This is a genomic window from Pseudomonas sp. 8BK (assembly GCF_902506475.1).
Lineage (GTDB): Bacteria > Pseudomonadota > Gammaproteobacteria > Pseudomonadales > Pseudomonadaceae > Aquipseudomonas > Aquipseudomonas anguilliseptica.
In genome coordinates this window covers 535,593-551,925 of record NZ_LR733252.1, presented here as the reverse complement: position 1 = coordinate 551,925, position 16,333 = coordinate 535,593, and the positions used below count along the sequence as shown (strand labels likewise).

Sequence of the window (16,333 nt, the reverse complement as noted above, 5' to 3'; positions counted from 1 at the left end):
CTCGCACACGAGTGTACTTTTGTACATGAGCATTACTCGTTTCACTCGCCCTTCGGGCCGCGCCAAAGCGCGTTAGCCGCAAGCGGCTTACCGAGCCTGTTATTAACGCCGCGGGGCCGACGCGCAGCAGATCGACGGCCCAACACTTACCAGCCGACGCCAAAACCCAGGCTGTAACGGGTTTCATCCAGCTCGCCTTCTGCACCGCTGACCAGATCCTTCTCGGCCTTCATATTCAACGAGGCCCAGTCGGTCAGCTTGTAGCGCAGGCCCACGGCGGCATCCAGGGTGTAGTCAGCAGCGTTGGCCAGCGGTTTGCCCACTTCGCCATCACTGAACAGCTCAACACTCTTGCCGACCAGGTAACGGTTGTAATCCCACTTCATGCTGACGGCATAGAAGTTGTCGCTCTCACCATTGGCATATTCGTAGTCGGTACGGTTAAGCAGGCCGGCCACGGAGAAGGCGCCCAACTCGTTGTCCCAGAACTGATAACCGGGACCGGTACCTACAGTGCGCTGGCGCTCAAGCTCTTCGACCATGTCGCGCTTGTACTCCAGGCGGCCTTGCCAGAACCAATGCTCGGTCAGAAAGCGGTCAAGCGCGTACTCCACGCCCCAGTTATCCGTGGTGATCAGGTCATCCTGAAATTCGCGGTTGTAGTCCGCTTGCGCGTTATGCCGCCATAGGCCATGGCGCGCCTGAGTCTTGAGGCTGACGTCGTAGTCGTCGGTGTCACGCTCGGCACGTTTGTAATCCAGCGAGGCGTCGATATTGCCCTTCCAGATAAAGTCCTCAACCAAGGGCTTGGGTTTGAGGATCTGCTTGATGCTGGCCAACTCGATGGTCTTGGGCACACCACCGTTGGCAAGGGTCACCTTGCCCGATTCGGCCGAGTGCAGGGACTTGGCGCGTTCACCAGCGATGGCATTTTCCTTGATCAGCAGCTCCTGATCGCTTTCCAGGGTTGCAATCTTGCTCCAGTCGAGGGCAATCGCACCGCCGTAATCGGTCGCCAGCAACAGCTTGCCACCGTCGTAGAACTTGATCTTGCCGGTCAGGCGGTCGCCGTTCTTCAGCCAGACGGTATCCGCCAACGCGGAGGTAGCAGCCACAGAAAGGGCCAGGCACAGCAGGTTTCTGGAAAACATAGGGATGGTTTATCTACTTCGGGTGCGCGGAAGGTCGCGCATTATCCGTACGCACGACGCCAGAGCAAGCACTGACCGACAGAATTACCGCGAGTTCACCATGGCGTGCCCTACCAGCCGACCCCTACACCCAACAGATAGCGGCGCTCACTGCTGGTTTGCCCGAGCCCACGCGCCTGATCCAGCTCATACAGCAGCGACAGGCGCGCCCAATCTGTCAGGCGATAGCGCAGGCCTATTTCACTGTCGAGCACGTAGTCAATTTCTTCTATCGCCGGTAATTGCAGCTCGGCCGTGCTGTAAAGCTCCAGACGGGTGCCCCATAGCAGACGCTTGTAATCCAAGGCAAGCGAGTAGGTATTGAATGCGCGCTCAGCTTCACCGGACTCTATTTGCAGGCGATTGAACTGACCGATCACATCCAGTCGGCCCAGTTCGTTATCCCAGAAGCGATAACCCGGCCCGGTTCCCAGCGAGCGCTGGCGAGTAAAAAAGGTAAACTCATCCTCATCCTGCTCGGCCCCCACCCGCCAGAACCAGTGATCCGTGATAAAGCGATCGAGGTCGTATTCCAGCTGCCAGTTGTCGGCGGTCTTCGCGTCATTCTTGACCTTGCGCTCCAGTTCGCCGGCCAACACGTGACGCCAGCGCCCGTGCTCCACACGCGTATTGCCTTTGACCTTCCACTCATCGGTGTCGTTATCGTCACGCTTCATATCCAGCTTGGCGTCCAGATTGCCCTCCCAGAAGCGGTCCTGTAGTACCGGGCGCGGTGGGATCAGACGCTTGATGCTGGATAGCGGCACGGTCTGTGTGTTGTCACTGACCACCCGCACCATGCCCTTGCCGGCGGCTTCCAGCTGGTTACTGTGCTCGCTGTCGAGGCCCTGGCGGCGCATCAGCAAGGGTTTCTCCGAGCGCAGGGTGTCGATATCCTTCCAGGCAATCAGCACCTGGCCGGCGTACTTGGTTTTCAAGGCCAGTTTGCCGCCATCGAGCAGAACTATCTCACCGCTCAGACGGTCACCATTGTTCAACCACACCGTGTCCGCCCACGCAGGCGTGGCCAGAGCAAGAACCAGAGAGCACAACAGAGTACGTAGCAGCATGATGGGAAAGCCGGATAACGAGCCAAAACAGGTGCCGAAGCATGCCGCGCCAGGCCAACCAACAGCAAGCCAGGTTGAGCGCCGTACGGCACTTTATGCGGTGCTGGCACAGATTCCGGCCGGCTGCGTGGTGAGTTACGGCCAACTGGCTGCATACGCAGGTCTGGGTCGAGCCGCGCGCTGGGTCGGGCGCACCCTCAGCCAGCTGCCAGACGGCAGCACCCTGCCCTGGCACCGGGTAATTGCTGCCGGTGGCCGCCTCAGTTTGCCTGCTGGAAGCCTGTCCGGCGCGGAACAGCGCAGCCGTCTACGTGAGGAAGGCGTGCAAATCCATAACGATCGGGTGGATATGCCGCGCTATGGCTGGCGCCCAATGGAGCACAGCGGTTAGAGTGCGCCCTTTATTAGGTCAAAATCAGGCTGAAACTCGCTCAATGCCCCGTAAAAGCTGGCGTGATGCCATTGCTGCTTACTCCAGCCCCTCGACACTGGTGCTGTTGCTTCTAGGGTTCGCCGCTGGCCTGCCCTATATGCTGGTGTTCTCCACCCTTTCGGTCTGGTTGCGCGAAGCCGGAGTGGCTCGCGACACCATTGGTTTTGCCAGCCTGATCGGCCTGGCCTACGCCTTTAAATGGGTCTGGTCGCCGCTGCTTGACCAGTGGCGCCTGCCGCTGCTGGGCAAGCTGGGCCGCCGCCGCTCCTGGCTGGTGCTATCACAGATTCTGATCGCCATCGGCCTCGCCGGCATGGCCCTGTGCGACCCACAAACCCACCTGACCTGGCTGATTTCCCTGGCGGTACTGGTGGCATTTGCCTCGGCCACCCAGGACATCGCCGTCGATGCCTACCGCCTGGAAATCGTCGACGACACCCGCCAGGCCGCGCTGGCTGCCAGCTATATGGCCGGCTACCGGGTCGCCGCCCTGCTGGCTACCGCCGGCGCGCTGTATTTCGCCGAAGGCTTTGGTTCCACCGCCCTGCTCTATCAGCACGGCGCATGGGCCGGTACCTACCTGCTGTTTGCCCTGCTGATGTTGCCCGGCCTGCTCACCAGCCTGTGGATGCGCGAGCCGGATGTGCCACTGCGAACGCAACTGGCCGCTGCGCGTTATGGCTTCAGCCACCAGATCGCCTCGGTACTGGTACTGATTGTGTTGCTGGTATCGGTACCGGCGATGTTTACCCAGTTCTATCACACCGACTTTGCCAGCGTGATCAACGGCGAGGCGAGCATGCTCGACCTGCTACTGGAAGACCGCGCCTTCCTGCGCGCCCTGCTCTACACCATCCTCACCAGCCTGTGCCTGTCCACCATGGGCCGCCGCGGCCTGGCACCGGTGCTGACTCCGGTCAACGACTTTATCGTGCGCTACCGCTGGCAGGCCTTTCTGCTGCTCGGGCTGATCGCCACCTACCGCATGTCGGACACCGTGATGGGCGTGATGGCCAACGTGTTCTACATCGACCAGGGTTTTACCAAGGATCAGATCGCCAGCGTCAGCAAGCTGTTCGGCCTGGTGATGACCCTTATTGGTGCAGGTTTTGGCGGCCTGCTGATTGTGCGTTTCGGTATTCTGCCGATCCTGTTTATCGGTGGCGCCGCCTCGGCGGCGACCAACCTGCTGTTCCTTATGCTTACCGGCATGGGCGCAGACCTGCAGATGCTGATCGTGACCATTTCCGCCGACAACTTCAGCGCCGGTCTGGCCACAGCGGCATTTGTCGCCTACTTGTCGAGCCTGACCAACCTGAAGTTCTCCGCCACCCAGTACGCCCTACTCAGCTCGATCATGCTGCTACTGCCACGGCTGATTGGTGGTTACTCAGGAGTGATGGTGGAGAAATTCGGTTACGCCGATTTTTTCCTGATTACCGCCTTGCTGGGTATTCCGACGCTGCTACTGATCATTCTGCAATGGCGCCGCGAACGGCCTCAGGCTTGTGATGCCAACGCGATTAACACCGCAGAGCAGCCTGACTGAACAAACTGGCAAGAGTCTTGCTCTATCCTGCTATTCGCAAAAGGGCAGACCATGACCGTAGCATTCAGTAACGTCAGCAGTTTATTTAGCCCCGCCAACCTCGAGAGCTGGTGGCAGATCCAGGGAGAATGGGTCGAAGAGCCCAATGACCGCCGCGGCGGCCACAGCGGCGTTCAGCGCATCTGGAAGGACGATACGCTGCTCTATGCCAAACGTCAGACCGGGCATATCCACCGCAGCCTGCTCCATCCCTTTGGCCGCCCCACCGTGTTACGCGAACGCGATGCACTGCTCGGCGCTCGCAAAGCGGGAGTAACCGTCCCGGAGATCATCTACTGCGCGGCGGAACATAACGCCCAGGGCTGGCGCGCCTTGTTAGTGACCAAAGCACTGGACGGCTTTCAACCTATTGATGAATGGTATGCAGGCAATGGCCGCGAGCGGTACGGCGAAGCACTGCACCAACAATTGCTGCAGAAAGTAGCGCAAAGCCTGGCGAGTTTGCATACCGCGCGCTGGCAACACGGCTGCCTCTACATCAAACATATCTTTGTGCGCATCAGCGGCGAAGGACAGACGCTGACTCCCGAGGTAGCACTGCTCGACCTCGAGAAATGCCGCCGTCGTCTGACCAGCAAGCAGGCTGCGTTGCACGACATGTTACAACTGCGGCGCCATTCGCCCTGGGATCAGGCCGATTGGCAAAGCCTGATCGGCCATTACCAGCGTGCGATGGGCCGCAATTTCAAAACGCTCTATAACGCCACAACTCGCTAACTCGGCGCTCCGTCAGGCAGTGGATTGCTGCACCAGATGCACCACCCGCTGCGGGAATGGGATGCCGATGCCGGCCTCAGTCAAACGCTCCTTGGCCTGCTCGGTGAAAGCGAAAGTGACCGGCCAGAAATCCGGCGTCGCCACCCAGATGCGCAGTGACAGGTTGATCGCGCTATCACCCAAGCCGGTAACAAACACCACAGGCGCCGGATCCTGGCGCACCCGCGGGTCCCTGGCGATATCCAGCAACACCTCGCGGGCTTGCTTGATGTCGCTTGAGTAATCGATGCCCAGATTGATATCGACACGCCGCGTGGATTCACGCGAATAATTGGTGATATGGCCGTTCGACAGGCTGCCATTGGGCACAATCACCACCTTGTTGTCTGCGGTTTTCAGCGTGGTATGGAAAATCTGGATGCTGTCGACACTGCCCGAAACGCCCTGCGCCTCAATCCAGTCGCCAGCACGAAACGGGCGAAACAGCATGATCAATACTCCACCAGCGAAGTTCGCCAGGCTGCCCTGCAAGGCCAGGCCGATAGCCAAACCGGCAGCACCGATCACCGCTATAAAGGAAGTGGTTTCCACGCCGATCATCGAAGCCACGCTGACCAGCAGCAGCACTTTCAGCACGATACCGACCAGGCTGCAGATAAAGCTGCTCAGCGCGCGGTCGACCTGACGCATATTGAGCAAGCGGCCAATGCTGCCGGTGAGTTTGCTGATCAGCCACCAACCGATCAGCATGGTGATCAAGGCCAGGGTCAGCTTGCCGCTGTATTCGAGCACCACAGGCAGCCAGGCTTCTGACATCTTCACCAGTTGTTCGACGTTCATATCCATCTGTTAATCCTTGTAAACCTTTGAAAATAAAACGCCACGGCAAGCCGTGGCGGTTTTACTGCACCAACACCGTTGCGACGCCTGTACGGCGGCAAGGTTCAACTCCTACGCATCAATCGCGAAAATTGTTGAACTGCAACGGCATGCCGAAGTCCTTGGCACGCAGGGCAGCAATCGCTTCCTGCAGGTCATCGCGCTTCTTGCCGGTAATACGCACCTGCTCCCCCTGAATGGCAGCCTGCACCTTGAGTTTGATGTCCTTGATATGCGCGACGATCTTCTTCGCCAGGTCTTTTTCGATCCCTTCACGCAGGATCACTTCCTGCTTGACGCTCTTGCCCGACGCGTAGGCGTCCTTGAATTCCAGGCACTGCACGTCAATCTTGCGCTTGACCAGACAGAGCTTGAGAATCTCAACCATCTGCTCCAACTGAAAATCCGCATCAGCTGTCAGGTTGACAGTCAGCTCTTTCAGCTCAAAGCTACCTTTACCGCGTAGGTCATAACGGCGATCCAGCTCTTTGATAGCGCTGTCGATGGCGTTGGTAACTTCATGTTTGTCCAACTCGGACACCACGTCGAACGAGGGCATGGGCTTACTCCAGATAGACGGCGCGCCCTGCATCACGAACGGGACACGCCTAGCTTGACGGTAAAAAAACCCGGCCATTATATAGCGGTAGCAACACACACTGCCCGGCGAAGTATCGGGCCCACGTGATTTCCCCCTAGCGAGCCTGCCCATGCCGAACCCCCACCTGAGCATTTTGGTCGTCGATGACGCCAAGTTCTCCAGCGCCATGATCGGGCGCGCCCTGACCCAGGCGGGCTATCAAGACCTCCGTTTTGCCAGCAGCGCCGCCGAAGCCATCAGCCTGCTGGAACAACGCCCGGCCAGCGTCCTGCTCGCCGACTGGCTGATGCCGGAGATGAACGGCCTGGAGCTGACCGTGCAGGTGCGCCAGTTCGATGAAATGGCCCACCACTACACCTACGTCATCCTGCTCACCGGCAAGGAAGGCGAAAACGTATTGGGTGAAGCCTTCGACAGCGGTGTCGATGACTTCATCAGCAAGGCCGCAATGAACGAGCAACTGGTGCCGCGCGTCTATGCCGCCGATCGTCTGTGCAACACCCTGCAGCGCCTGTTGCAGGAAAACCGCCTGCTCACCGAAAACATCGCCAGCCTGGAACAGCGCAACCTGATCGACCCGCTCACTGGTCTGGGTAACACCCGTTACTTGCACCAGAAAATGCTCGATAGCCTGCGCCAGGTCGAATCCCGCGGTGGCGCGCTGTGCTATCTGATGATTGGCCTGCAGGGCATGCATGAGCTGCACCAGCGGCATGGCGACACCTTCTACAACGAGCTGCTTACTGGCGTAGCACGGCGCCTGCAACAACTGGTGCGGCCACTGGATGTTCTGGTACGCCTGGATGAGTGTCACTTCGGCCTGATTACCTTGCTGGCCGATCTGCATGAATGCTCGCCCAGCAGCTTCAAGCGCCTGCATGAAGGCATCAACCTCAAGGCGTTCAAGACCAGCGAAGGCTTTATCAGCCTCAAGGCAGGTATCAGCCTGGTGGGTCTGGATGCAAAAGGCCTACCCATTACCCCGGACCAGATTACCGACCATGCCACCCGGATACTGCCCGAATCACACAAGACCGGACTGGTGACCGCCCTGCGCCTGTCCTTGCCGCAGTAACCCGCGCCTCGCATGTGGCATATCCTCGGCGCCGGCAGCCTTGGCACCCTGTGGGCTACGCGTCTGGCGCGAGCCGGCCTGCCGGTGCAGCTGATCCTGCGCGATTCGTCGCGCCTGCACAGCTATCAACAGGCCGGCGGGCTGACCCTGATTGAGCAGGGCCAGCCACAGCAGTACCCCATCTGCGCGCAAACACCCGATGATCCCCAGCCGATCCAGCGCCTGCTGCTCGCCTGCAAGGCTTATGACGCCGCAGCAGCCGTAAGCCAACTGGCGCCACGCCTGGCGCCTGGCGCCGAAATCCTGCTGCTGCAAAATGGCCTGGGCAGCCAGGACGAAGTCGCTCGCGTAGCGCCCCAGGCGCGCTGCATCTTTGCTTCCAGCACCGAAGGCGCGTTTCGTCAGGCGGACTTTCAGGTGGTGTTTGCCGGCCACGGCCATACCTGGCTCGGCGACCCACTGGATCTGCATCCATCCGCCTGGCTGGACGACTTGCGCCAGGCCGGCATTGTTCACGACTGGAGCCTGGATATCCTCAGCCGTCTGTGGCGCAAGCTGGCGCTGAACTGCGCGATCAACCCGCTGACCGTCTTGCACGACTGCCGCAATGGCGGGCTGCGTGAACACCCGGCGCAGGTCGCCTGCCTGTGCAGCGAACTGAGCGAGTTGCTGCACAGCAGTGGCCACAGCGCCGCCGCCGAAGACCTGCATAACGAAGTGCAACGGGTAATCCGGGCCACCGCGGCCAACTATTCCTCCATGCATCAGGATGTCAGCCAGGGCCGCCGCACGGAAATTGCCTACCTGCTGGGTTACGCCTGCCACGCCGCGCAACGCCACCAACTGGTGCTGCCACATCTACAGGCGCTGCACAGACAACTGCTGGCCCACCTTGATGCACGCGGATTGCCCAGCCACTGAGCGGCGCGTTAACCTGCCCGCACTTCCGCCACCGCGACAGCCGCCATGCCTCTGCGTCAGAGCCTCGAAAACCTACCGGTCGGCCGCAAACTGCTGGTCGCGCTGCTGGCCTTGCTCGCCACCGTGCTGCTGGTGGCCAACCTGGCCTTTATCAGCGCGGCCTACTGGATCTCCCAAGAAAGTGTGGCACCCCAGGCCCTGCATACCCTCGGCCGGCTGATTGCCAGCCCACCACTAAGCAAGGAAGCGCTGAGCTCCCCTGCTGCCGCCGAAGCCCTGCTCCGCCGCCTGGATGACTACGCGCCGCTGCGTGCGGCCGTGATCTATGACGCCAAAGGCCTGAACCTGGCACAGCTGCAGCGCGGCACCAGACTGCAGCTGCCGCAGCGTGTCGAAGAGGTCGAGTCCTGGCGCCACAGCGAGTTTCGCCTCAACCAGCTGGTCGAACTGCCGCAGGCCACGGGCAACTCCGGCCATCTGCTGCTGGTAGCTTCCAGCGAACTGCCGGGGGTGTTCTACACCGGCACACTGACCGCCAGCCTGGTGATTCTGGCCTTGAGTGTAGTGCTCTGGCTGATCGTCTCGCGTCAGGTACGCCGCCTGATCACGCGGCCGATCCGCCGTCTGGAAGAACTCTCGCGCCAGGTCACCCGTGAAGAGAACTACGCCCTGCGCGCGCGCCGCGGCAACCGCGACGAGATCGGCAGCCTGGCCGATGCCTTCAACACCATGCTGGTACGTATCGAAGCCCGCGAGCAGCAGCTCAAGCGCGCTCGTGACGACGCTCAGGAAGCCTTCGACCAGGCTCAGCACCTGGCCGAGGAAACCCGCCATTCCAACCGCAAACTGGAACTGGAAGTGCAGGTGCGCAGCAAGATCGAGAAGAAACTTACTGGTTTTCAGAAGTACCTCAACAGCATCATCGACTCCATGCCGTCGGCGCTGATTGCCCTCGATGAACAGCTCTACGTCACCCAGTGGAATCAGGAAGCCAGCAGCCTCTCCGGCACCCGCCTGGACGAAGCGCTGAACCAGCCGATCTTCCTCGCCTTCCCGCCGCTCAAGCCCTACCTGCCGCAGCTAAGACGCACCGTCGAGCAGCATCAGGTGGAAAAGATCGAGCGGGTCACCTGGGGCAGCAACGAGCAACCGCGCCACTTTGCCCTGACCTTCTATCCACTGACAGGCAGCAGTGGTCGTGGCGTGGTGATCCGTATCGACGACATCACCCAGCGCCTCAACCTGGAAGAAATGATGGTGCAATCGGAGAAGATGCTCTCGGTCGGGGGCCTGGCCGCCGGCATGGCGCACGAGATCAACAATCCCCTGGGCGCCATCCTGCACAACGTGCAGAACATCCGCCGACGCCTGTCGCCCGAGCTGGAAAAGAACCGTGAACAGGCCGCACAGGCCGGCATCTGCCTGGAAGCCATCGACCGCTACCTCAACGCCCGGGAAATCCCGCGCCTGCTCGACGGCATCCAGCAGGCCGGCAGCCGTGCGGCGAAGATCGTCAGCCATATGCTCAATTTCAGCCGCCGCAGTGACCGCCAACTGGCGCCGTGCCAGCTGCCGGCGCTGGTTGATCAGGCAGTCGAAATCGCCAGCAATGACTTCGACCTGACCGAGAGTTTCGACTTCAAGAGCCTGACCATTCAGCGCGAGTTTGCCGCCGATCTCCCCCCCGTACCGGCCACCGCCAACGAACTGGAACAGGTATTGCTCAACCTGCTGAAGAATGCTGCCCAGGCCATCCACCAGCGCGACGACAACACAACACCGGGGCAGATCACCCTGCGCGTACGCCTGGCGCCGCCCTGGGCGGAAATCCAGGTGGAAGACAATGGCGTCGGCATGCCCGAATCGGTGCGCAAACGCATTTTCGAGCCGTTCTTCACCACCAAGGAAGTCGGCCAGGGCACGGGGCTCGGCCTATCGGTGTCCTATTTCATCATCACCAATAACCACAAAGGGCAGATGGAAGTGCAGTCCAAAGCCGGCCAGGGCACCTGCTTCACCCTGCGCCTGCCCATGACTACCGCCACACCTGACACAGGTCTCTGAACATGGGTTACCGCCTCTCGAAAATCTACACCCGCACCGGCGATGCCGGCGAAACCGGCCTGGCCGATGGCCGACGCGTGACCAAGGACCACCCACGGGTGGATGCCATGGGCGAAGTGGACACGCTGAACAGCCATATCGGCCTGCTGCTGGCAGACCTTGCCGAACAGCACGCCCAGTGCCCGGGGCTGGGCGAGATTATCGACGTGCTCGCGCCCTGCCAGCACCGCCTGTTCGACCTTGGCGGTGAACTGGCGATGCCCGAGTACCAGGCCCTGCAGACGCCGGAAATCGAGCGACTGGAAGCCGCTATAGACCGCTGGAACGAAGAGGTCGGGCCACTGGAGAATTTCATCCTGCCCGGTGGCTCGCGCCTGATCGCCCAGGCGCATGTATGCCGCAGCCTGGCCCGCAGCGCCGAGCGCCGCTGCCAGCACCTGAACGCCGTGGAGCCGATTCGCGGCGTCGGCCTGGCCTATGTCAACCGCCTGTCAGACCTGCTGTTTGTCGCCGCGCGGCTGATCGCCAAACGTCAGGGGATAGCTGAAGTGCTCTGGCAGGCGGCAGCCAAAGAGCCACAAAACTAAGCCTGTAGACGCGCAGGGTGGATAACGCTGTTTTCGCCTTCAGAGCAGACTGAGCTGGCTTTCGAAGCTACGCCGCTCGCCGCTTAGCGGGTCGATAAAGCTCAGCCCACGGGCCAGCAACTTAAGCGGTTTGCTGTAGTCATCCGCTGCATCGGGCGCATCGGTGACCTCGGGGTAGAACGGGTCATTGAGAATCGGCGCGCCCAGTGCGGCCAAATGCACGCGCAGCTGATGCTTCTTGCCGGTGACCGGATACAACCGGTACAGCCAGTGTTCGCCCAGACGCTGGGCGACCTCGATACGGGTTTCCGTATTGGCCTCCCCGGCCACTTCCTGCATGCGGAAAAACGGCTCGGCGCCCTCCAGCCGCGTGGCCCGCAGCAACGGAAAGTCCAGCTGTGGCAGGGCCGCCGCCAGCGCCTCGTAGCACTTGTCCATCTGCCGCAGGCGAAACAGCGCCTGGTACTGACCACGACTCTGCCGATTGGTGGAAAACAGCACCAGGCCGGCGGTGTGCCGATCAATCCGGTGCAGCGGCACCAGATCGGCATTGCCCAGACGCTTGGCCAAGCGCGCCTGCAAGGTCTGCTCGACGTATTCGCCGGCCGGCATCACCGGCAGGAAATGCGGTTTGTCAGCCACCAGCAAATGTTCATCGACATGCAGCACGGTTTCTTCGAAAGGAATCGGCGTCTCCGCCGGAACCTCGCGAAAGTAATGCACTTTGAGCCCTTCACGGTAAGCCGAGGCCATGTCGAACGGCTGCCCCTGCGCGTCCAGCACCCGGCCACGGGCGATCCGCTCCTGCCACACCGCCGGAGCAATCGCCGGGAAGTGCGCACACAGGCACTCGAACACCGTCGCCCAGTTGCCACGCGGCAGATGCAGGGTACTGGGGCGCATATTCGACGGGGAACGGGCTTCTACAGACATGAACACTCTCAACAACCAGGCAGCGGAAGGACACAGGATACCCCAGCCCCGCGCTTAACCTGCGCCCGACGCAGCCCCCTGCAATGACATGCGAAACAGCGCCGCCAGCAGATCTGACTGGCTGACGATGCCCAGCAACTGACGCTGGTCATCGACGACGGGCAGTCGATGCACATCGCTATCCGTGAGCATCTGCAGCAGGTAGGTCACCGGCCAGTCGGCGCGACAGGTCGGCGCCTGGCGCTGCATACATTGACTGACCGCCTGCGTATCGGCTTCGGCCAGCAACAGGTCATGCAGGCTGAGCATGCCCTGCAACTCACCCTGCCGATTGAGTACCGGCATGGCGCTCAGCCGATGCTCATGCAGACTCACACGCGCCTCGGCAAGGCTGGCGTGCTCCGTCAGCGTCTGCACATCGCGGGACATGATGTCGCCACAGCGCACCTCACCAAAGCGCCGCTGATAAGCTCGCGCTTCGGTTTGCAGGAGAATCTCTTCCAGGTCTTCGCGGGAAATATCGAGCAACTCGCCACGCGCCTTGAGCACCGCGTCCAGATCTGCCGGGGTGAAGCCCAGACGATCACGGGGGATCGGGTCACGGGTCTTGTGCACATTGCCATGCTCAAGTGGGCGGTGCGGGTATTGCCGGCGCAAGGCGTTATTGAACAGCAGCGCGATCAGCAGCAGACCAACAGAGTTCAGCCCCACCGGGTAGAGGGCAAAGTGGTAACCCAGCTGGGCCACTTCTGGTCCGGCCAGCACCGCTGTCAGCGCCACCGCACCTCCCGGTGGATGCAGACAGCGCAAGGCAAACATTCCGGCAATCGCCAAGCCGCCCGCCAGCGCGGCCACCCATGCGTCGTGACCGAGCCAGGTGGCGCAGGTCACCCCAATCAGCGCGGAAAACAGGTTGCCGGCGAGAACCGACCAGGGCTGCGCCAGAGGGCTGGCCGGCACGGCGAAAAGCAGCACCGCAGACGCACCCATAGGTGCAATCAGCCAGGGGCTGGCACTGCCCAGCACCTCATGACAAAGCCAACCACTGAACAGCAGTCCCAGCACCGCGCCGACACAGCTCAGCGCCCGTTCATTCAGACTGACCGCCATGGGCGCAGGCCAGAAGCCCTTCAACCACGCCTTGATGCTTTGCACCGTCAACCGCTCACCTGTAACGCACCATTTGAGGGCGTGACTATAACGCCCTTTACTCGCAGGCGGCAGTTACTCCGGCCAGAACGCGCGAATCCCCGCCACGCCCTGAGCCCCGACCTGCCAGGCGCGCTCTGCATCAGCCGGGGTAACGCCGCCAAGCAAGTAGGCCGGCTGATTGAAGCCCTGCAACAGCTCGGCAACCTGCGTCCAACCCAGCGGCTGCGCATCGGGATGAGTCTGAGTCGGCTGCACAGGTGACAGGGTGATGAAATCCACGCCCATCTGCGTGGCCAGCTCCAACTCCTGCGCACCATGGCAGGAAGCCGCCAGCCAGCGCTGCGCCGGAAATGGCCGACCGCCAGCACTCAAATCACGCAACTGCTGCGCCGTCAGGTGCCAGCCGGCAGCGGGAAAGTCGCCCAGCCACTCCAACGGTCCCTTGAGCATCAGCTGCGCCTTGCCCGCGCAGAGGCCAAGGGCATCCACGGCAATGTCGCGATACTGCGCATCGAACATCGCCGGAGCGCGCAGTTGCAGCAGACGAATGCCACTCTTCAGGGCAGCCTGGATACCGCGCAGCAGCTCGGGCCCGCTCAGTCCCTCGGGGGTAATCAGATAACGCTCGGGCAAACGTGCGGCCGCGACAATCGGTCGATTGGCGGCGGGAAACTCATAATCGCCCAACTGCCGAGGGCTGACCCAGGCCAGCGGTTGACCTTCAGCGCCATGGGGCTCACCGGTAAAGGCCGAGACCTCCCAGACATCCAGCAGCACCTGCTTGTCCGGGTAATCGTGGCGCACCTGAATCAGCGGCCGTGCAGCGCTTGGGCGGATGCCTAGCTCCTCTTCCAGCTCACGGGCCAGGGCCGCCTGCACCGTTTCGTCGGCCTCGATCTTGCCGCCAGGAAACTCCCAGAGGCCGCCCTGGTGCTTATCATCAGGACGCTTGGCGAGCAGTATCTGCCCATCCACACCGCGAATAACTGCTGCGGCCACATGAATACGTTTCACGCCAAATGTTCCTCCTGGGCAGCTTGGTACCAGCGCTGAAACGCCGGCCACTGATAGATCGTCTCGACATAGGCGGCAGCCTCTGCCGGCAGCGCCACCTGATAACCGCGCAGACGCGCCGCCACCGGGGCAAAGAAGGCATCGGCCAAAGTCGGCCGGCCAAACAGGAAGCCGCCTTCCTTTCCAAAGCGCTGCCGGCACTCGGCCCACAGCGCACAGATGCGCTGAATATCGGCTACGACATCGGCCGGTATCGTCGCCAACGCCTGATTGCGCTTGAGATCCATCGGCAGATGGCTGCGTAGGGCGACAAAGCCGCTGTGCATCTCGGCGCAGGCACTGCGTGCCAGAGCGCGAGCCGCCCGGGCTTGCGGCCACAACTGGGCAGCGGGAAAGCACTCGGCCAGGTATTCACCAATCGCCAGGGAATCCCAGATGGCGCCATCATCGCTGATCAGCAGCGGCACCTTGCCGGTCGGCGAGTGCTGCAGAATCCGCGCGCGAGTATCAGGCCGGTTCAGGGTAATCAACTGTTCGGTATAGGGCGCGCCGCTCAGCTCCAGGGCCAGCGCCGCACGCAGCGACCAGGACGAATAGGTTTTGTCGCCGATAACCAGAGTAAGTGACATGGGCTGCGCTCGCTGCGGGAAGGTCGAATGACCTTAAAAGGCGACTGGCGCAATAGCAAATTCCCGTTGCTCATGGGGGCATGAACAACGGGAATGCGGGTCGTCAAACAGCCGGTACGTGACGGATCAGGTGCGGTACTCGGCGTTGATCTTCACGTACTCGTGGGACAGATCGGTGGTCCAGATCGTCTCACTACAACCACCGCGGCCCAGCTCGATGCGGATGGTGATCTCTTCCTTGGCCATTACCGCCGCGCCCTGCTCTTCGGTGTAGCTGGCGGCGCGGCAACCACGACTGGCGATGCACACGTCACCGAGGAATACGTCGATCAGGCTGACATCCAGCTGCGCCACGCCAGCGCGGCCCACGGCGGCGAGAATGCGCCCCCAGTTCGGGTCGGAAGCAAACAGTGCGGTCTTGATCAGCGGCGAATGGGCTACGGCATAACCGACGTCCAGGCACTCCTGATGGGTTGCACCGCCATTGACCTGCACGGTGACGAACTTGGTCGCGCCTTCACCGTCGCGCACGATGGCCTGGGCCACGTCCATGCACACGCCAAACACCGCTTCCTTGAGTTTGGCGAACAGGTCGCCGCTGGCCTGGCTGATTTCCGGCAAGGCGGCCTTGCCGGTGGCGATCAGCATGCAGCAGTCGTTGGTCGAGGTATCGCCGTCGATGGTGATGCGGTTGAACGACTTGTTCGCCGCATCGCGCAGCAGGTCTTGCAGCACGGCCTGGGCGACCTTGGCGTCGGTGGCGATATAACCGAGCATGGTCGCCATGTTCGGTTTGATCATCCCAGCGCCCTTACTGATGCCGGTCACGGTGACGGTGACGCCATCGTGGACAAACTGGCGGCTGGCGCCCTTGGGCAGGGTGTCAGTGGTCATGATGCCGGTGGCGGCTTCGGCCCAGTGCTTCTCGGACAAGTCGTCGAGAGCCGCCTGCAACGCCCCTTCGATCTTCTCGACCGGCAGCGGCTCACCAATCACCCCGGTGGAGAACGGCAGCACAGCGCCTTCATCCACACCAGCCAGCTGAGCCAGAGCAGCACAAGTGCGCGTGGCATTCTGCAGGCCAGGCTCGCCGGTGCCGGCGTTGGCATTACCGGTATTGGTCAGCAGGTAACGCACGCTGCCCAGCACACGTTTCTTGGCCAGAATCACCGGCGCGGCGCAGAACGCATTGAGGGTGAACACACCCGCTACGCTGGAGCCTTCGGCACATCGCATCACTACCACATCCTTGCGCCCTGGGCGCTTGATGCCCGCCGAAGCGATGCCCAGTTCGAAACCTGGAACCGGGTGCAGGGTAGACAACGGGCCAAGACCAACAGCCATAGAGAACGCTCCTTGAGGTGGTAGGACTGATTGCGATGGTAAAACGCCGCGAGCGGTCAGACCGTTCGCGGCGTTAATCAAGCTGGGCCAAGCATAGCCAACTTCACTGTCGGCT

At 61.6% G+C, this 16,333-nt stretch carries 15 protein-coding genes and 1 pseudogene; 7 read left to right on the top strand and 9 right to left on the bottom strand.

Going from position 1 to position 16,333, the window contains the following annotated elements; all coding sequences use genetic code 11:
- Positions 1-146: 146 nt before the first annotated feature.
- Both ACIN8IBEIGE_RS02485 and ACIN8IBEIGE_RS02480 read right to left on the bottom strand, forming a co-directional pair.
- Positions 147-1,151, bottom strand: a complete 1,005-nt coding sequence (locus tag ACIN8IBEIGE_RS02485) for a DUF481 domain-containing protein (RefSeq protein ID WP_160013258.1) — start codon at positions 1,149-1,151, stop codon at positions 147-149.
- Between the two features lie 110 nt (positions 1,152-1,261).
- Positions 1,262-2,260, bottom strand: a complete 999-nt coding sequence (locus tag ACIN8IBEIGE_RS02480) for a DUF481 domain-containing protein (RefSeq protein WP_160013257.1) — start codon at positions 2,258-2,260, stop codon at positions 1,262-1,264.
- A gap of 1 nt (position 2,261) precedes the next feature.
- On the opposite strand from ACIN8IBEIGE_RS02480, the gene ACIN8IBEIGE_RS02475 reads away from it, so the two are divergent.
- From ACIN8IBEIGE_RS02475 to ACIN8IBEIGE_RS02465, 3 genes are read left to right on the top strand one after another with little or no spacing between them, the layout of a single operon-like run.
- Positions 2,262-2,651 (top strand): MGMT family protein, encoded by a 390-nt coding sequence (locus tag ACIN8IBEIGE_RS02475; protein ID WP_160013256.1) that lies wholly within the window; start codon positions 2,262-2,264, stop codon positions 2,649-2,651.
- Between the two features lie 43 nt (positions 2,652-2,694).
- A complete protein-coding gene (locus tag ACIN8IBEIGE_RS02470; RefSeq protein WP_160013255.1) occupies positions 2,695-4,242 on the top strand; it encodes an AmpG family muropeptide MFS transporter in 1,548 nt (515 codons plus the stop codon).
- 51 nt (positions 4,243-4,293) lie between these two features.
- Entirely contained in the window at positions 4,294-5,019 is a 726-nt protein-coding gene (locus ACIN8IBEIGE_RS02465; RefSeq protein ID WP_160013254.1) for a lipopolysaccharide kinase InaA family protein, read from the top strand.
- Positions 5,020-5,031: 12 nt separating this feature from the next.
- On the opposite strand, the gene ACIN8IBEIGE_RS02460 is transcribed toward ACIN8IBEIGE_RS02465, so the two are convergent.
- Together ACIN8IBEIGE_RS02460 and ACIN8IBEIGE_RS02455 are read right to left on the bottom strand one after the other, a co-directional pair.
- A complete protein-coding gene (locus ACIN8IBEIGE_RS02460; protein ID WP_090382456.1) occupies positions 5,032-5,865 on the bottom strand; it encodes a mechanosensitive ion channel family protein in 834 nt (277 codons plus the stop codon).
- A gap of 112 nt (positions 5,866-5,977) precedes the next feature.
- The gene (locus tag ACIN8IBEIGE_RS02455; RefSeq protein WP_090382450.1) at positions 5,978-6,457 is read right to left on the bottom strand and encodes a YajQ family cyclic di-GMP-binding protein; all 480 of its coding nucleotides are present in this window, start codon (positions 6,455-6,457) and stop codon (positions 5,978-5,980) included.
- Between the two features lie 142 nt (positions 6,458-6,599).
- On the opposite strand from ACIN8IBEIGE_RS02455, the pseudogene ACIN8IBEIGE_RS02450 reads away from it, so the two are divergent.
- The 4 genes and pseudogenes from ACIN8IBEIGE_RS02450 to ACIN8IBEIGE_RS02435 all read left to right on the top strand — a co-directional run.
- Positions 6,600-7,476: pseudogene (locus ACIN8IBEIGE_RS02450) on the top strand (response regulator); the annotation flags it as partial.
- A 110-nt stretch (positions 7,477-7,586) separates the two neighbouring features.
- Positions 7,587-8,495 carry a putative 2-dehydropantoate 2-reductase gene (locus ACIN8IBEIGE_RS02445; RefSeq protein WP_160013252.1) on the top strand — a complete coding sequence of 303 codons (909 nt, stop codon included), beginning with the start codon at positions 7,587-7,589 and terminating at the stop codon, positions 8,493-8,495.
- Between the two features lie 45 nt (positions 8,496-8,540).
- Positions 8,541-10,559 carry an ATP-binding protein gene (locus ACIN8IBEIGE_RS02440; protein ID WP_160013251.1) on the top strand — a complete coding sequence of 673 codons (2,019 nt, stop codon included), beginning with the start codon at positions 8,541-8,543 and terminating at the stop codon, positions 10,557-10,559.
- A 2-nt stretch (positions 10,560-10,561) separates the two neighbouring features.
- Positions 10,562-11,146 (top strand): cob(I)yrinic acid a,c-diamide adenosyltransferase, encoded by a 585-nt coding sequence (locus tag ACIN8IBEIGE_RS02435; RefSeq protein WP_160013250.1) that lies wholly within the window; start codon positions 10,562-10,564, stop codon positions 11,144-11,146.
- Between the two features lie 39 nt (positions 11,147-11,185).
- Here ACIN8IBEIGE_RS02435 and ACIN8IBEIGE_RS02430 read toward each other — a convergent pair whose 3' ends face one another.
- The 5 genes from ACIN8IBEIGE_RS02430 to argJ all read right to left on the bottom strand — a co-directional run bounded on the left by ACIN8IBEIGE_RS02430 (position 11,186) and on the right by argJ (position 16,218).
- A complete protein-coding gene (locus ACIN8IBEIGE_RS02430) occupies positions 11,186-12,079 on the bottom strand; it encodes an RluA family pseudouridine synthase (RefSeq protein ID WP_160013249.1) in 894 nt (297 codons plus the stop codon).
- A 54-nt stretch (positions 12,080-12,133) separates the two neighbouring features.
- Positions 12,134-13,234 carry an HPP family protein gene (locus tag ACIN8IBEIGE_RS02425; protein WP_256665258.1) on the bottom strand — a complete coding sequence of 367 codons (1,101 nt, stop codon included), beginning with the start codon at positions 13,232-13,234 and terminating at the stop codon, positions 12,134-12,136.
- Positions 13,235-13,303: 69 nt separating this feature from the next.
- Positions 13,304-14,245 carry a Nudix family hydrolase gene (locus tag ACIN8IBEIGE_RS02420; protein ID WP_160013248.1) on the bottom strand — a complete coding sequence of 314 codons (942 nt, stop codon included), beginning with the start codon at positions 14,243-14,245 and terminating at the stop codon, positions 13,304-13,306.
- Positions 14,242-14,874, bottom strand: coding sequence for a glutathione S-transferase family protein (locus ACIN8IBEIGE_RS02415; protein ID WP_160013247.1), 633 nt, complete (start codon positions 14,872-14,874; stop codon positions 14,242-14,244). Before ACIN8IBEIGE_RS02415 ends, ACIN8IBEIGE_RS02420 begins: the two co-directional genes overlap by 4 nt.
- Before the next feature lie 126 nt (positions 14,875-15,000).
- The gene (argJ, locus tag ACIN8IBEIGE_RS02410; RefSeq protein WP_160013246.1) at positions 15,001-16,218 is read right to left on the bottom strand and encodes a bifunctional glutamate N-acetyltransferase/amino-acid acetyltransferase ArgJ; all 1,218 of its coding nucleotides are present in this window, start codon (positions 16,216-16,218) and stop codon (positions 15,001-15,003) included.
- Positions 16,219-16,333 lie beyond the last annotated feature (115 nt).

Bases quoted from the DNA above. Each gene is read 5' to 3' on its own strand.
- ACIN8IBEIGE_RS02445 (WP_160013252.1), top strand. From the start codon at position 7,587: ATGTGGCATATCCTCGGCGCCGGCAGCCTTGGCACCCTGTGGGCTACG.
- ACIN8IBEIGE_RS02455 (WP_090382450.1), bottom strand. From the start codon at position 6,457: ATGCCCTCGTTCGACGTGGTGTCCGAGTTGGACAAACATGAAGTTACC.
- ACIN8IBEIGE_RS02415 (WP_160013247.1), bottom strand. From the start codon at position 14,874: ATGTCACTTACTCTGGTTATCGGCGACAAAACCTATTCGTCCTGGTCG.
- ACIN8IBEIGE_RS02435 (WP_160013250.1), top strand. From the start codon at position 10,562: ATGGGTTACCGCCTCTCGAAAATCTACACCCGCACCGGCGATGCCGGC.
- ACIN8IBEIGE_RS02430 (WP_160013249.1), bottom strand. From the start codon at position 12,079: ATGTCTGTAGAAGCCCGTTCCCCGTCGAATATGCGCCCCAGTACCCTG.
- ACIN8IBEIGE_RS02460 (WP_090382456.1), bottom strand. From the start codon at position 5,865: ATGGATATGAACGTCGAACAACTGGTGAAGATGTCAGAAGCCTGGCTG.
- ACIN8IBEIGE_RS02465 (WP_160013254.1), top strand. From the start codon at position 4,294: ATGACCGTAGCATTCAGTAACGTCAGCAGTTTATTTAGCCCCGCCAAC.
- argJ (WP_160013246.1), bottom strand. From the start codon at position 16,218: ATGGCTGTTGGTCTTGGCCCGTTGTCTACCCTGCACCCGGTTCCAGGT.
- ACIN8IBEIGE_RS02470 (WP_160013255.1), top strand. From the start codon at position 2,695: ATGCCCCGTAAAAGCTGGCGTGATGCCATTGCTGCTTACTCCAGCCCC.
- ACIN8IBEIGE_RS02440 (WP_160013251.1), top strand. From the start codon at position 8,541: ATGCCTCTGCGTCAGAGCCTCGAAAACCTACCGGTCGGCCGCAAACTG.
- ACIN8IBEIGE_RS02485 (WP_160013258.1), bottom strand. From the start codon at position 1,151: ATGTTTTCCAGAAACCTGCTGTGCCTGGCCCTTTCTGTGGCTGCTACC.
- ACIN8IBEIGE_RS02480 (WP_160013257.1), bottom strand. From the start codon at position 2,260: ATGCTGCTACGTACTCTGTTGTGCTCTCTGGTTCTTGCTCTGGCCACG.
- ACIN8IBEIGE_RS02475 (WP_160013256.1), top strand. From the start codon at position 2,262: ATGGGAAAGCCGGATAACGAGCCAAAACAGGTGCCGAAGCATGCCGCG.